Genomic DNA, 13,715 nt, shown 5'->3' with positions numbered 1-13,715 from the left:
CTTAAGCCGGGTGGCGCTGCGCTGACCCGGCCTACAAACGGCATCTTTGCGTAGGCCCGGCAAGCGTAGCGCCGCCGGGCATCAGACGGCAATTACTCTTCGCCAGTAAACCCGGCGCGATTGAGCAGGAACTGCGACAGCAGGGCGACCGGGCGGCCGGTGGCGCCTTTCGCTTTCCCGGAACGCCAGGCGGTGCCGGCGATATCCAGGTGTGCCCAGTTGTACTTACGGGCAAAGCGCGACAGGAAGCAGCCGGCGGTGATCGCGCCGCCAGGACGTCCGCCGATGTTGGCCATATCCGCGAAGTTAGACTCCAGCTGATCCTGGAATTCGTCGCCCAGCGGTAAGCGCCATGCGCGGTCGCCCGCCAGTTCGGATGCGCCGATCAGCTCGTGAGCCAGCGGGTTGTGGTTCGACATCAGGCCGGTGATGTGATGGCCCAGGGCAATCACGCACGCGCCGGTCAGCGTGGCGACGTCAATCACCGCTTCCGGTTCGAAACGCTCAACATAGGTCAGCACATCGCACAGCACCAGACGGCCTTCGGCGTCGGTATTCAGTACTTCAACGGTTTGACCGGACATGGTCGTCAGGACGTCGCCCGGACGATAGGCGCGGCCGCCAGGCATGTTTTCACAGCCGGCGAGGACGCCGATCACGTTCAGCGGCAGTTGCAGTTCAGCAACCATACGCATCACGCCGTAGACCGCCGCCGCGCCGCACATGTCGTACTTCATCTCATCCATGCCTTCGGCAGGTTTGATGGAGATACCGCCGGAGTCAAAGGTCAGCCCTTTGCCGACCAGAACGATCGGACGCGCGTCTTCCGCCGGGTTGCCTTTGTATTCAATCACCGACATCAGCGATTCATTCTGCGAACCGTTGCCAACCGCCAGGTAAGAGTTCATACCCAGCTCTTTCATCTGCTGTTCGCCGATGACGCGGGTGATCACATTCTTACTGTAGGTATCGGCCAGCTGACGGGCCTGAGAGGCCAGATAGGCGGCGTTACAGATGTTTGGCGGCATATTGCCGAGATCTTTGGCTGCTTTGATACCGGCGGCGATGGCCAGGCCGTGCTGGATGGCGCGCTCGCCGCTGGTCAGCTCGCGGCGGGTTGGCACGTTGAAGACCATTTTACGCAGCGGACGACGCGGCTCGCTCTTGTTGGTCTTCAGCTGATCGAAGCTGTACAGCGTCTCTTTGGCGGTCTCAACGGCCTGGCGAACTTTCCAGTAGTTGTTACGGCCTTTCACGTGCAGTTCGGTCAGGAAGCAGACGGCTTCCATTGAACCGGTATCATTCAAAGTATTAATGGTTTTCTGAATGACCTGCTTGTACTGACGCTCGTCCAGCTCACGCTCTTTGCCGCAGCCAATCAGCAGAATACGTTCTGACAGAATATTTGGCACGTGGTGCAGCAGCAGCGTCTGGCCAGGCTTACCTTCCAGTTCACCGCGACGCAGCAGTGCGCTGATATAGCCGTCACTGATTTTATCGAGTTGTTCGGCAATCGGGGAGAGGCGACGCGGTTCAAAGACGCCGACTACGATACAGGCACTCCGCTGTTTCTCCGGGCTACCGCTTTTTACACTGAACTCCATGCACTACGCTCCTGAATCTTAAAGACAACGACGGTGGCTACGGATAGAATTGAAAGCTTTCGTAACTCATGTCCGCTGTTGCGGTGACTTCGTGTTAATCTTAACGTTATTACGGCTTTGGTTCGTCAGAAAAAAACCTGATACGCGGAACCAGTGAGTCATTTAATCTTAGCGATGATTTCGAAGACCAAAGAGAATAAATGACGTTTAAGCCATGAAACAAGCAATTTTCCTGCAATAAGACGGGTTTTTACGGGCGTATTTATAGTGATAATCATAAGATATCTGGTTCGTGAGACGCTGAAAAGCCAGTTGGCGATCCTGTTCATCCTGTTACTGATCTTCTTTTGCCAGAAACTGGTCAGGATCCTTGGCGCCGCGGTGGATGGCGATATCCCGACAAATCTGGTGCTCTCGCTGTTAGGGCTGGGCGTACCGGAAATGGCGCAGCTCATTCTGCCCCTGAGTTTATTCCTCGGGCTGCTGATGACGCTGGGCAAACTGTATACCGAAAGTGAAATCACGGTGATGCATGCCTGCGGCCTGAGTAAGGCCGTGCTGGTGAAAGCGGCGATGATCCTCGCGCTGTTTACCGGCGCGGTGGCGGCGGTCAACGTGATGTGGGCCGGCCCCTGGTCGTCTCGCCATCAGGATGAAGTGCTGGCGGAGGCGAAAGCCAACCCCGGTATGGCGGCGCTGGCCCAGGGCCAGTTTCAGCAGGCCAGCGACGGCAGCGCCGTGCTGTTTATTGAAAACGTCAACGGCAAGCGCTTCCATGATGTCTTCCTGGCGCAGCTGAAGCCAAAAGGTAACGCGCGACCTTCCGTCGTGGTGGCCGATTCCGGCGAACTGACGCAGAAGAAAGACGGCTCGCAGGTGGTGACCATGAATCAGGGTACCCGCTTTGAAGGTACGGCGATGCTGCGCGATTTCCGCATTACTGATTTTAAAAATTACCAGGCCATTATTGGCCATCAGGCGGTGGCTTCGGATCCTGACGACACCGAACAGATGGGCATGCGCGCGCTGTGGCGCACCGATACCGACCGCGCGCGCGCTGAGCTGCACTGGCGCTTCACGCTGGTGGCAACGGTGTTTATTATGGCGTTGATGGTCGTTCCGCTGAGCGTGGTGAACCCGCGTCAGGGCCGCGTGCTGTCGATGCTGCCGGCGATGCTGCTGTATCTGGTCTTCTTCCTGCTGCAAACCTCGATTAAGTCAAACGGCGGTAAAGGTAAAATCGACCCGATGATCTGGATGTGGGGGATTAACCTGCTCTATTTCGCGCTGGCCGTGCTGCTGAACCTGTGGGATACGGTGCCGATGCGCCGCTTCCGTGCCCGTTTTAACAAAGGAGCGGTGTGATGCAGGCGTTTGGCGTACTCGACCGTTATATCGGTAGGACGATTTTCAACACCATCATGATGACGCTGTTCATGCTGGTTTCGCTCTCGGGCATTATCAAGTTTGTCGACCAGTTGAAAAAAGCCGGCCAGGGCAGCTACGACGCGCTCGGTGCCGGGCTGTATACCATCCTCAGCGTGCCAAAAGATGTGCAGATTTTCTTCCCGATGGCAGCGCTGCTTGGCGCACTGCTTGGCCTGGGGATGCTGGCGCAGCGCAGCGAACTGGTGGTGATGCAGGCCTCCGGCTTCACCCGGTTACAGGTAGCGCTGGCGGTGATGAAAACCGCGATTCCGCTGGTTCTGCTGACTATGGCGATCGGGGAGTGGGTGGCGCCGCAGGGCGAGCAGATGGCGCGTAATTATCGCGCCCAGCAGATGTACGGCGGTTCGCTGCTGTCGACCCAGCAGGGGCTGTGGGCGAAAGACGGCCATAACTTCGTGTATATCGAACGGGTGAAAGGAAACGATGAACTGGGCGGCGTGAGTATTTACGCCTTTAACGACCAGCGCCGTTTGCAGACCGTTCGCTACGCCGCCTCGGCGAAATTCGACAACGATAATAAAGTCTGGCGCCTGTCGCAGGTTGATGAGTCTGACCTGACCGACCCGAAACAGATCACCGGCTCGCAGATGGTCAGCGGCACCTGGAAAACTAAGCTGACGCCCGACAAGCTGGGCGTGGTGGCGCTGGATCCGGATGCGTTGTCGATCAGCGGCCTGCATAACTACGTGACCTATCTGAAATCCAGCGGACAGGACCCGGGACGCTACCAGCTCAACATGTGGAGCAAAATCTTCCAGCCGCTGTCGGTGGCGGTGATGATGCTGATGGCGCTGTCGTTTATCTTCGGCCCGCTGCGCAGCGTGGCGATGGGGGTAAGGGTTGTCACCGGGATCAGCTTTGGCTTTATCTTCTACGTGCTGGACCAGATTTTTGGCCCGCTGACGCTGGTCTACGGCATCCCGCCGATTATCGGCGCGCTGCTGCCAAGCGCCAGCTTCTTCCTGATCAGCCTCTGGCTGATGATGCGTAAGGCGTAAACGACCCGCGACTCCTCCCGTCGGGAGGAGTCGTTACAGCGCGGGCGGCCTGTCAATATTGTTTAAAAACCCTTTCACGCAGCTTTCCTGATGACGGAACAGCGTCACTATCTCACTCACCGCCTTACCGTCCCGTTCTTTACTCCATGCCAGCGACAGCGGTGAAGGCTGTCGACGATTCTCCACCTCTTTGGCTATCAGACTGCCGTTATCAAGCCACGGCTGACAGACATTGCGCGGCAGAAAGCCGACGCCCACCCCGGTAATATGGCACTGTAATTTAGTCTGCATGTCCGGGACTTTTATTTCCTTCTGTCCGGAGAGCAGCCAGGCCACGCGCTTGGTGAGATTGCGGGAAGTATCTTCGATATTAATAGCCGGGAAAGCGCGCAGCGGTGCATCGTTAATCACCCCTTCGACGGCCGCCAGCGGATGATGCGGCGCCACCACAAAGACCCAGCTGATTTCCCCGAGCGGCAACAGATTAATTGAGTTGGAGAGCGATTCCGAACCGGTGACGCCAATCGCCAGGTGGTAGTCGCCATACAGCATGGCATCCCAGACCCCCATATAGACCTGGCGGGAGACCTGAAACTGGGTAAACGGGAATCGCTGATGCAGATGGCTGAGCAGCAGGGCCACGGCGAGGTTGTCGTACAGCAGATTGTTGATAACCAGATTCACCTGGCGTTCGACGCCGTCATTGACCTGGCTTAGCTCATCGGGCATCGCCTCCAGCCAGCTTAGCCACTGCAGGCAGCGCTCAAGCAGATGGGTGCCGGCGGGGGTCAGACTGACCGAGCGTGTGGTTCGCAGAAACAGCGGTGTACCCAACGATTCTTCCAGCATTTTGATGCGGTAGCTGATGGCGGCCGGGGTTTTGAACAGGCTCTCGGCGGCGCGGGAAAAACTCCGGGTTTCCGCCACGCGAATAAAGGTGCGGATCGTTTCATGGTCCATCATTACAGTGTCCCCCTGATACATGCGTTACCAGACACTGCTGCGCAACATGCACTCCCAGCAGAGTGTCTGCGCCAGAGGTGTGTCCATGTGCCAGCAGGTGACGAATGGCGTGGTGAGTCCTTGTGCGATGAGCACCGACAGCCAGGTGACGCAGGAGATGGATAAGCGTGGTCGAAAAGCGCCCTTGACTGGCGTGCAGAAGATAACAAGCGCTTACCGTCGTTGTCAGCTGTTGCAGCGTCCGGGCCGGGGGGAATTGCTCGATTTTGCGAGGCAACTCGCGAAGTGGCGCGGCGCAGTACAGAACGGCCAGCGCACCGACCAGCATATCGTCCATGGAGGGGGTCAGTCCGGGGCCGAGTCCGATCAGCGTTTCTGCGTCGGCAAAGTCGTTGTTCAGCAGCCTGAACAGGCGCTGCTGTGGCGCATCTGCACGGTTCACCGCTTCTGAGAGGCTGCCGCAAAGCCCGGTATTCTGAGGATAAGCGGATAAAAAAGTCGCCAGTGGCTGTAAGGGATGAGTAGGGAGTGAGGGGGTAATATGCCGACGAGGAGCGCGCAATCGCAGCGCCCGCCAGTGTAAAACGCCGGCAAACAGAGTGAGCACGGTGCCAGGAGAGAGGATGCTGCGCAGATAATCATACTCCTGACAGCGCAGCAGCCAGCCCATGGGGGGCAGGTTTGTTCCGCCGCGCAGCAGGGTCAACAGCGTGCCATCCTCATGCTGCAGATTAATGGCCTGGTTAAACAGGCTATGACAACGCCACTCGCCGTCCGGGAGCGGATGGCTGCAGCCAGAGGCAAGCGGCGTCAGGATCATATCAGGCTGCCTGGATATTCATCGCCTGGGCCAGCGCTTCCAGCGCCTGCTCGAAGCAGGCCAGCGGGGCGCGGACGGTTCCGGCACCCACCTGGCCAATCCCGGCCTCCTTGTGGGCAATGCCGGTATTAATGATTGGCGTGATGCCGGTTTCCACGACCCGACGAATATCGAGCCCCAGGCAGGCCCCCTGGAAGTTCCACGACGGGATCTGCAACAGCGGGTTATGCTGAAGATAAATCTCGCCCATCTCCTCTGATGTTTCCTGGGCCGCCTCCATCCCGCCTGCGCCAACGAAGCGGGTAACGCCTGGGGCAGCAATCATCGCCGCGCCGCCGATGCCGTAGGTTTCCGTTATTGCGCTGTCGCCGATGTCCGGGTTGGCATCTGCCTGGCTGTAGCCGGTAAAGAACAGCCCCTGCGGGGTATTCACCGGCGCGGTAAACCAGCGGTCGCCGAGGCCGCTGACGCGGATGCCGAACATCTGGCCGTTGCGGGTCATGGCGGTGACCACCGAGCCTGCTTTAATTTCTGCGGCGGCATCCATGGCGGCTTTACAGTAGGCCATTGCCAGGTTGAGGAAGAACTGATCGGTGACGCTGAGGAACTCCAGCACTTCACCGGTCTGGGTTTTATCTCGTTCCTGTCCGGCGATGCGCGGGGCAAGGGTACGCATCAGCAGCGCCGAGGCGGCGATGTTGCGCTGGTGGAACTCGTCGCCCATGGTGATGGCCTGCGCCATCAGCGCCGACAGGTCAAGGCCCTCTTCGAAGGTGCTTAGCGCGTCGCTGAGTACCGGGGCGAGGGTATCGCGCATCCAGCGCAGACGGGTTTGCACGTCAGGGCCGTAAGCGCCAAAGCGCATCACTTTGCCGATTCCTTCGTTGAGGTTGCAATAGGCTTCATTGCCGTGCACCGCATCGCGCACCACAATCACCGGCATGCTGGCGGAGGTAATACCGCCCATCGGACCCACTGCCCGGACGTGATGACAGGGGACAAAGGCGACCTCTCCTTGCTCCAGCAGCTGCAAAGCATGGGCTTCATCATCAGCCCAGCCTTCAAACAGACAGGCCCCGAGACAGGCCCCGCGCATCGGGCCGGTCATCTCCTGCCAGCGGATTGGCGGCCCGGCATGCAGCAACACGCGGCCTTCACGCAGTTCAGGGATAACGCTGGCGGCGGGTTTAACGTCGAGCCAGTGCGGGCGGGCGGCTTTGATACGGGCGATCACCGCGTCGTTTGCTTGATTAATGCTGGTGTACATAGCTACCTCTTACAAAAATAGAGTCAAAAGTTCAGTTGCTTAAGCAGGGCCGCCAGATGCGGATTGCCGCCGGCTATCGGCGCCCACTGGAAATGCACCACCGGGCAACCGGCCTGCTGCAAATCACGGGCAAAGCTGCGCAGGCCAACGTTGATCACCTGCACGCCGTTGAGCAGCGCCGGGAGAGCGACAGGCGCCGGGTGTTGACGGGGAGCCACCAGGTAATGCGCCAGCAGCACCGCCTCCTGCAAGGTGTTCATTACGATGACGTCGCCGTTGAGCAGGGCGTCGATTTGTTGGGAGCGAGGCTGGGGATCCTGTTCGGTGCCGGTGACGGTGGCGATAACCGTCAGCGGTTGCTCAGGGCCACGGGCGCTGCGGACGGTGTTAATGGCCTCCAGCAGCGCGCCCGCCGGATCGTCACAGGCGCCATAGCCGAGCACGATGTCTACCAGCAGCACCCCTGTTTCCGGCTGCTGGCTGAGTTTCTCGATCTCCAGAGAACGGGTGGTTGGGTCGATCATCGGGTGCGGGCGTCCCACCGTCCAGGCGTCGTCGCCAAGATCGATCAGGCGATGACCCTGGGCTTCCAGCATCACGCCGTCCGGGTGATGAGCATCGGTTTCCACTCCCAGATGCTCCGCCAGTAACATCGCCGCCTCAGCGGCGAGCGTACCGCCTGCATACAGGCCAAGGATCTGCTTACCACGTTGTGGTGCCTGCGAAGCCGCTATCTGCTCGACGCTCGCCAGCATAGCGGCCAGGCGCGCGGCTTCAGCCAGTGAGCTGGCGAACCAGATATTGCCCTCCTGCGCCCGGGCGGGTTTGCTGCCGAGAAACAAGGCGACGACGGGCTTAGACAGCTTTTTCATGGCGCTGATAATGGTCTGCCTGACTGATTCAGCAGGGGGCTTGGAGACGAAAGCGATCACCTTGCTTTGCTCGTCTGCCGCCAGCATCTCCAGCGCCGTCAGGGCGCTGAGGCCCCCGATCTGCTGATTCAGATCGCGTCCCCCTAAACCCATCGCGTGAGTCACGCCCTGGCCGAGCAGCGCTACCTGTGAGGTCAGCTCCTGGATGCCGGTGCCCGAAGCGCCAATCACCCCGATACAGCCCGCAGGCAGAATGTTGGCGAAGGCCAGCGGCGCTCCGGCGATGGCGGCGGTGCCGCAGTCGGGCCCCATCACCAGCAGACCGCGCTCGCGGGCGTACTGTTTCAGGGCCCGCTCCTGCTCCAGCGGCACGTTGTCAGAAAACAGCATCACATTTTTACCGCTCTCCAGCCCCTGACGGGCCACGCCCGCCGCGTACTCCCCGGCGACGGAGATCAGCACCAGGTTTGCCTCCGGCAGCTTCGCGCAGGCGCTCTCCCAGCGGCGCGCCTTTTGCAGACGCAGGCCGCTGCTTTGCCCCTGGGCAATGGTGTTTAGCTCGGCGTCCAGTCGCTGCTGGATCAGGGTGAGAATATCGGCGACCGGCTGACGGGTGCGGATTGCCGCGCAGATATCGTTCGGCGTTGCCTGGGCAAATTCTTCATGCCAGAAGCCCGTCGACTCCAGCAGCGCTTTGTTAGCGGGGGTGCCCATCATCACCGAGACTTCTTCGACATCGTCAATGGCGCTCAGCTTACGGGAGATAAGCATCAGGCTGACGGAGTCCTGAAAACTGCCTTTTTTTACGAATGCGTAAATCATCACAGACCTCGGGTTATTTCTTCTCTTTCAGGAACAGCATGCCGACCAGACCCACGACCAGTAACGCCGCGGAGACGTAGAAGCTGGAGGCAAGACTGCCGGTCATATCGCGAGCGGCGCCGGCAATCACCGGAGCCAGTATGGAGGAGCTCATACCGATAAAATTGAACAGGCCGAAGGCGGAGCTGTAGTTGTTCTCATCGACGCTGTCGGCGACCAGCGCCACCAGAACCGGATCCAGCGCCAGCTTGCCGACCAGGCCGTAAACGCACAGGGCGACGATTACCCCGGTCATATTCGGCATCCAGATGATGGAGAGCATGCTGAGAATGGCCACCGGCACCAGTACCAGAATCAGCGGCTTACGTTTACCCAGACGGTCGGAGAGCGAGGAGAAGAGCAGCGCGCCAGGGATTGAGATCCAGGCGACCAGCGAGGTGATAAAGCCGGTTTCGCTGCCCGCAATGCCGCGCTCGCTTTGCAGGTAATAGGGCAGCCAGGTGAGGATCACGAAGAAGCCAAACAGGCTGCAAAACACCATCAGATAGACCAGCAGCAGATTGCGGTTTTTGAACAAATCGGTGAATTTGCTTTTCGGTTTCGCCACCCCGCCTGCCTCGACGGGCTGGCGCTTTTTCTCTTTGACAAACAGCCAGATAGCCAGCCCGGTCAGCAGAGTAGGGATCGACATGACAAAGAACGGCGTACGCCAGCTGTAGCCCTGGTCATACACCAGCCAGCTGGAGGCCATCAGCCCCAGCGCAATACCAAAAGCCATACCGCTGTTGATGATGGCGCTGCCGAGCGAACGGTATTTTTTTGGGATTTGCTCTGAGGAGAGGCCGTACTGCGGGCCGTAGTAGGTGCCTTCGCCAGCGCCGGTGACGACCCTGGCGAACAGCAGGGTGCTCCAGCTTTTGGCCCAGCCGGTGACGGCGGTAAAGGCCCCGAACAGTAAAAATCCAGGAATAAGGACTTTTTTCTTGCCTATTTTATCTCCGAGGATCCCGGCCGGAACCTGTAATAAAGCGTAAGAGAAATAAAAGACCGAATTCATTAATCCGAGCTGGGTGCCTGATAAACCAAATTCTTTTTCCAGTTCCCCCATGACCGGGTTTAATACCGTGCGGTCGGCATACATAAATATCCAGCCGAGCCAGAATAAAAAGATGGTCACCCACCAGGCGGGGATCCCTCTTTTGTGCGGGGCCACCGCATCGTTGAGTTGTGCAGACATGGTTTGTCTCCTGTAGATAATGTTGCCGCCGCCAGTCCCGGCGGGTGTTCTGTGGCTAAACCTACAGTAGAAACAGGGGTATTCTGGTGAAGCAGATCACACTCGCCTGATTGTGAGATTTTTTTTCTTCACGCCGTCTGGATTATTAAAAATATTTAAAAGAAGCCATTGTTAGAATTAATTTAATAACCATGGTGGACTGAGGTTTAATTTTTAAATTGTTCTTTCGAGTCGGTCAATAATGATATTGCTCACATTTTATGATGATTATTTCGTTATGTTTTCAGGCAATATTATTAACCGGAGAATAACATGAAAAAGACCATCGTCATTGCGCTGGGGGGAATGCTCTGCTGGCACGCGGTGAAGCGTTAAGCGCCGAAAATCAGTACCGTAATATTGCGCAAATTGCCGATGTGGTGGCCAGTCTGAGCCAGGAGTATCAGGTGGTGATTGTGCATGGTAATGGCCCGCAGGTGGGGCTGCTGGCATTGCAAAATCAGGCTTACAGCGACAGCCCGGCGTGGCCGCTGGATGTGCTGGTGGCCGAGACCCAGGGGATGCTGGGCTACATGATTGCTCAGGTGCTGGGCAGCCGGGCCGGGATCCCACCGGTCGTCACCCTGTTGACCCGAGTGGAAGTGGACGCCGCCGACCCGGCGTTTCGCCAGCCCGGGAAATATATCGGTCCGGTGTGGGCTGCGGAGGAGCAAAGTGCGCTGGAGGCCCGCTATGGCTGGCAGATGAAAAAAGACGGCGACTATGTTCGCCGGGTCGTGCCGTCGCCAAGACCACAAAAAATCCTTGAGCGGCAGGCCATTAGTCAGCTGCTGGCCGACGGCAACGTGGTGATTTGTGCGGGCGGCGGCGGCACGCCGGTGGTGGAGGAAAACGGCAGTTATCAGGGCATGGAGGCGGTGGTGGATAAAGATCTGGCGGCGTCGGTTTTGGCTCAGTCGCTGCAGGCAGAAGCGCTGCTGATCCTCACCGAGGCTGACGCCGTTTATCTTGACTGGGGTACCCCAAAAGCGCGCGCATTGCGCACGGCCACCGTGGACGATCTTCGGCCGCTGGCCGTGCCGGATGGTGCAATGGGGCCGAAAGCGGAAGCCGCGATCCAATTTGTTGAGATGACTGGTCACCCGGCGTACATCGGCGCGCTGCGCGATGCCCCAGCCATCCTGCGGGGCGAAAAAGGCACCCTTATCGCCCCGGCAGCGGTGTGCGTCTGACTAGCGCCGTCTGCCGCCCAGCAAACTTCCGAGCATGCCACGCACAATCTGATTGGTGATTTGCCGCGTGGCGCTTTTCGCTGCCGTTTGTACCAGACCGTCGCGCTTGCCGCCGCGCGGGCCGGTCGTGCCGAACAGAATATCTTTCAGGCCGCCTAAAATGCCGTCGTCGAGGTCAGCGGTGGCCCCTTTTGCCGGCGGCGCATTTTGCTGTTCGCTGGTGGCCTGCACGCCCTGCTGCAATTTCTCGAAGGCGGACTCCCGATCCACTTCATCCTCATATTTGCCATACAGCGGGGAGTGATTGATGAGCCCGTTGCGTTCATCATCGGTCACTGGCCCCATTCGTGAGCAGGGGGCAATTACCATCGCGCGCTCGACCACCGAAGGGCTGCCTTTTTCATCGAGGAAGGAGATCAGCGCTTCACCGGTGCCCAGCTCCTGGATGGCCTGTTCGGTGCTGAAAGCCGGGTTGGCGCGCATGGTCTGCGCCGCGGTTTTCACCGCTTTCTGATCTTTTGGTGTAAAGGCGCGCAGGGCGTGCTGAACGCGGTTGCCCAACTGGCCGAGAACCGCATCGGGAATATCCGACGGGTTCTGCGACACGAAGTAAACCCCCACGGCTTTGGAACGAATCAGGCGGATAACCTGCTCGATTTTATCCAGCAGCACCTGAGGCGCATCGTTAAACAGCAGATGCGCTTCATCGAAGAAAAAGACCAGCTTCGGCTTTTCCAGATCTCCGGCTTCCGGCAGGCGCTCGTAGAGCTCCGAGAGCATCCACAGCAGGCTGGCGGCGTAGAGTTTCGGCATCTGATACAGCTTTTCGGCGCTGAGGATATTAATCACCCCTTTGCCGTTCTCGTCGAGACGCATCCAGTCCTGGATGTCGAGCATCGGCTCGCCGAAAAAGTGCTCCGCTCCTTGCTGTTCCAGAGTCAGCAGGCCGCGCTGGATGGCGCCGACCGAGGCGCTGCTGATGTTGCCATACTGGTTTTGAAAAGCTTTGGCGTTGTCGCCGATATACCGGGTGATGGCGCGCAAATCCTTAAAGTCGAGGAGCAGCAGACCGCGGTCGTCGGCGATGCGGAAGATAATATTCAGCACCCCGGACTGGACTTCGTTAAGATTCAGTAATCGTGACAAGAGCAGCGGCCCGAGATCGGACACCGTCGCCCGGACCGGGTGGCCTTTCTCGCCGAAAATATCCCATGTCACCACCGGGTTAGCGTGGGGCTGCCAGTCGGTGACGCCGATTTTTTCCAGCCGCGCCTGCAGTTTCTCCGAATTTTGGCCCGCTGCGGCGATCCCGGTCAGGTCGCCCTTCACATCGGCCATAAAGACCGGCACGCCGATTTCTGAAAAAGACTCCGCCAGCTTTTGCAGGGTGACGGTTTTACCGGTGCCGGTCGCACCGGTAATCAGGCCGTGACGGTTAGCCATTCCCGGCAGTAAATGCAGCTGTTTTTCCCGCGTGCGGGCAATCAGCAGGGGTGCGCTCATGATCGATTCCTCCATTTATCCTGCGTCGATTATAGGCAAACTGGCCGTAAACCGATGTGAGAAATCGCTATATTCGCCTGGCGTGACGTTGATTTCTCTCAGGCGCAATGGTGTTGAATGAGCGCGATGCTCCGTTCCGTCTCGCGGCGGATATCCTCTTCGCTCCAGGATGCCAGCTCCGGCGCAAACGGTTCGAACGCATACACCCCCTGATAACCCCGGGCTTCAAGGTGTTTGATTTGCTCACAGGTTTGCAGCCGATCTTTTTCCGTCAGCATGATTCGTTCGTCGTCGGTCAGGTTTTCCCGTGGGCGGGCGTCTTCCACGCCGGAAAGGTGCACCAGCCCGATGTCAGCAATATCCACCTGGCTAAACTCGGCATCCGCCTGCGGATAGAGATGGTGGTGGAAGGTATCAATCAGTAGCTTAAACGGTACCTTCGCATCGCGGATGAGCGTCTGCGCCTGTGCCGCAGATCGCAGTGAGCTCTGTGGGAAACCCAGCGGTTCAACCAGGCCCCGCACGCCGTAAAACGAAAACAGCGGCGACAGATCGCGCAGCGCACTCAGGGTTTCGCTGGCCGGCACCTCGCTGCCATCGTTGAGCGGACACAGGACCAGCGATTTGGCGCCAATGGCTCTGGCCTCTTGCAACAAAGATTCGGCCAGGCCGCGAACCTGCTCCGTGCGGCGGTTAAATGGGTATACCGCATTGATGGTCAAAATCTCAATATGGTAGCGGTCGGCCAGCTCGCGCACCTGCTGATGACTCAGATCGTCGGTCACTTTGCCTGTGGGCAAATCATTACGCAGCTCGACCTTATTCAGCCCAAGACTGTTCACCAGACGGAAAAAGGCCTCGATGCTCAGGGATGGGGCGATCTTGCGATTAAGACAGAAACGTTGCAGTGCGATAGCCATGTGGCTCTCCTGAATGACGATAGATTGG

The 13,715-nt window shown here is 58.7% G+C and carries 10 protein-coding genes and 1 pseudogene; 3 read left to right on the top strand and 8 right to left on the bottom strand.

Translation table 11 applies throughout. The features are described 5' to 3' along the window. Window positions 1-92: 92 nt before the first annotated feature. A complete protein-coding gene (gene pepA, locus DSD31_RS23055) occupies window positions 93-1,604 on the bottom strand; it encodes a leucyl aminopeptidase (RefSeq protein ID WP_004857309.1) in 1,512 nt (503 codons plus the stop codon). A 267-nt stretch (window positions 1,605-1,871) separates the two neighbouring features. Here pepA and lptF point away from each other — a divergent pair, with 267 nt between their 5' ends. Together lptF and lptG are read left to right on the top strand one after the other, a co-directional pair. Next, window positions 1,872-2,969, top strand: coding sequence for an LPS export ABC transporter permease LptF (gene lptF, locus DSD31_RS23045; RefSeq protein ID WP_004857311.1), 1,098 nt, complete (start codon window positions 1,872-1,874; stop codon window positions 2,967-2,969). Next, entirely contained in the window at window positions 2,969-4,051 is a 1,083-nt protein-coding gene (gene lptG / locus DSD31_RS23040) for an LPS export ABC transporter permease LptG (protein WP_004857316.1), read from the top strand. Before lptF ends, lptG begins: the two co-directional genes overlap by 1 nt. Before the next feature lie 33 nt (window positions 4,052-4,084). On the opposite strand, the gene allS is transcribed toward lptG, so the two are convergent. From allS to DSD31_RS23015, 5 genes are read right to left on the bottom strand one after another with little or no spacing between them, the layout of a single operon-like run. After that, window positions 4,085-5,014, bottom strand: a complete 930-nt coding sequence (gene allS, locus DSD31_RS23035) for an HTH-type transcriptional activator AllS (RefSeq protein WP_004857321.1) — start codon at window positions 5,012-5,014, stop codon at window positions 4,085-4,087. Next, window positions 5,001-5,834 (bottom strand): oxamate carbamoyltransferase subunit AllH family protein, encoded by an 834-nt coding sequence (locus DSD31_RS23030; RefSeq protein ID WP_044348379.1) that lies wholly within the window; start codon window positions 5,832-5,834, stop codon window positions 5,001-5,003. The genes allS and DSD31_RS23030 overlap by 14 nt, the downstream gene beginning before the upstream one ends. 1 nt (window position 5,835) lies before the next feature. Further along, window positions 5,836-7,101 carry a YlbE family protein gene (locus tag DSD31_RS23025; RefSeq protein WP_004857327.1) on the bottom strand — a complete coding sequence of 422 codons (1,266 nt, stop codon included), beginning with the start codon at window positions 7,099-7,101 and terminating at the stop codon, window positions 5,836-5,838. 23 nt (window positions 7,102-7,124) lie between these two features. After that, window positions 7,125-8,795, bottom strand: coding sequence for an acyl-CoA synthetase FdrA (gene fdrA / locus DSD31_RS23020; protein ID WP_004857330.1), 1,671 nt, complete (start codon window positions 8,793-8,795; stop codon window positions 7,125-7,127). Between the two features lie 13 nt (window positions 8,796-8,808). Then, window positions 8,809-10,032: an MFS transporter gene (locus DSD31_RS23015; protein ID WP_004857332.1), complete on the bottom strand. Its 1,224-nt coding sequence runs from the start codon at window positions 10,030-10,032 to the stop codon at window positions 8,809-8,811. A gap of 312 nt (window positions 10,033-10,344) precedes the next feature. On the opposite strand from DSD31_RS23015, the pseudogene DSD31_RS23010 reads away from it, so the two are divergent. After that, window positions 10,345-11,264: pseudogene (locus DSD31_RS23010) on the top strand (carbamate kinase). On the opposite strand, the gene DSD31_RS23005 reads toward DSD31_RS23010, so the two are convergent. Together DSD31_RS23005 and DSD31_RS23000 are read right to left on the bottom strand one after the other, a co-directional pair. Then, window positions 11,265-12,767, bottom strand: a complete 1,503-nt coding sequence (locus DSD31_RS23005; RefSeq protein ID WP_044348390.1) for a helicase HerA-like C-terminal domain-containing protein — start codon at window positions 12,765-12,767, stop codon at window positions 11,265-11,267. A 98-nt stretch (window positions 12,768-12,865) separates the two neighbouring features. Then, window positions 12,866-13,687 (bottom strand): TIM barrel protein, encoded by an 822-nt coding sequence (locus tag DSD31_RS23000; protein ID WP_004857340.1) that lies wholly within the window; start codon window positions 13,685-13,687, stop codon window positions 12,866-12,868. Window positions 13,688-13,715: the final 28 nt, after the last annotated feature.

It is taken from the genome of Klebsiella sp. X13 (assembly GCF_003323835.1).
GTDB classification, from domain to species: Bacteria; Pseudomonadota; Gammaproteobacteria; order Enterobacterales; family Enterobacteriaceae; genus Klebsiella; species Klebsiella ornithinolytica.
Note: the sequence above shows the minus strand (reverse complement) of the source record. Positions and strands in the feature narration are given on the sequence as shown.

What these genes read in the sequence shown, in the direction of transcription:
- pepA (WP_004857309.1), bottom strand. Translation starts at nt 1,604, where the DNA reads ATGGAGTTCAGTGTAAAAAGCGGTAGCCCGGAGAAACAGCGGAGTGCC.
- lptG (WP_004857316.1), top strand. Translation starts at nt 2,969, where the DNA reads ATGCAGGCGTTTGGCGTACTCGACCGTTATATCGGTAGGACGATTTTC.
- allS (WP_004857321.1), bottom strand. Translation starts at nt 5,014, where the DNA reads ATGATGGACCATGAAACGATCCGCACCTTTATTCGCGTGGCGGAAACC.
- DSD31_RS23030 (WP_044348379.1), bottom strand. Translation starts at nt 5,834, where the DNA reads ATGATCCTGACGCCGCTTGCCTCTGGCTGCAGCCATCCGCTCCCGGAC.
- DSD31_RS23025 (WP_004857327.1), bottom strand. Translation starts at nt 7,101, where the DNA reads ATGTACACCAGCATTAATCAAGCAAACGACGCGGTGATCGCCCGTATC.
- fdrA (WP_004857330.1), bottom strand. Translation starts at nt 8,795, where the DNA reads ATGATTTACGCATTCGTAAAAAAAGGCAGTTTTCAGGACTCCGTCAGC.
- DSD31_RS23015 (WP_004857332.1), bottom strand. Translation starts at nt 10,032, where the DNA reads ATGTCTGCACAACTCAACGATGCGGTGGCCCCGCACAAAAGAGGGATC.
- DSD31_RS23005 (WP_044348390.1), bottom strand. Translation starts at nt 12,767, where the DNA reads ATGAGCGCACCCCTGCTGATTGCCCGCACGCGGGAAAAACAGCTGCAT.
- DSD31_RS23000 (WP_004857340.1), bottom strand. Translation starts at nt 13,687, where the DNA reads ATGGCTATCGCACTGCAACGTTTCTGTCTTAATCGCAAGATCGCCCCA.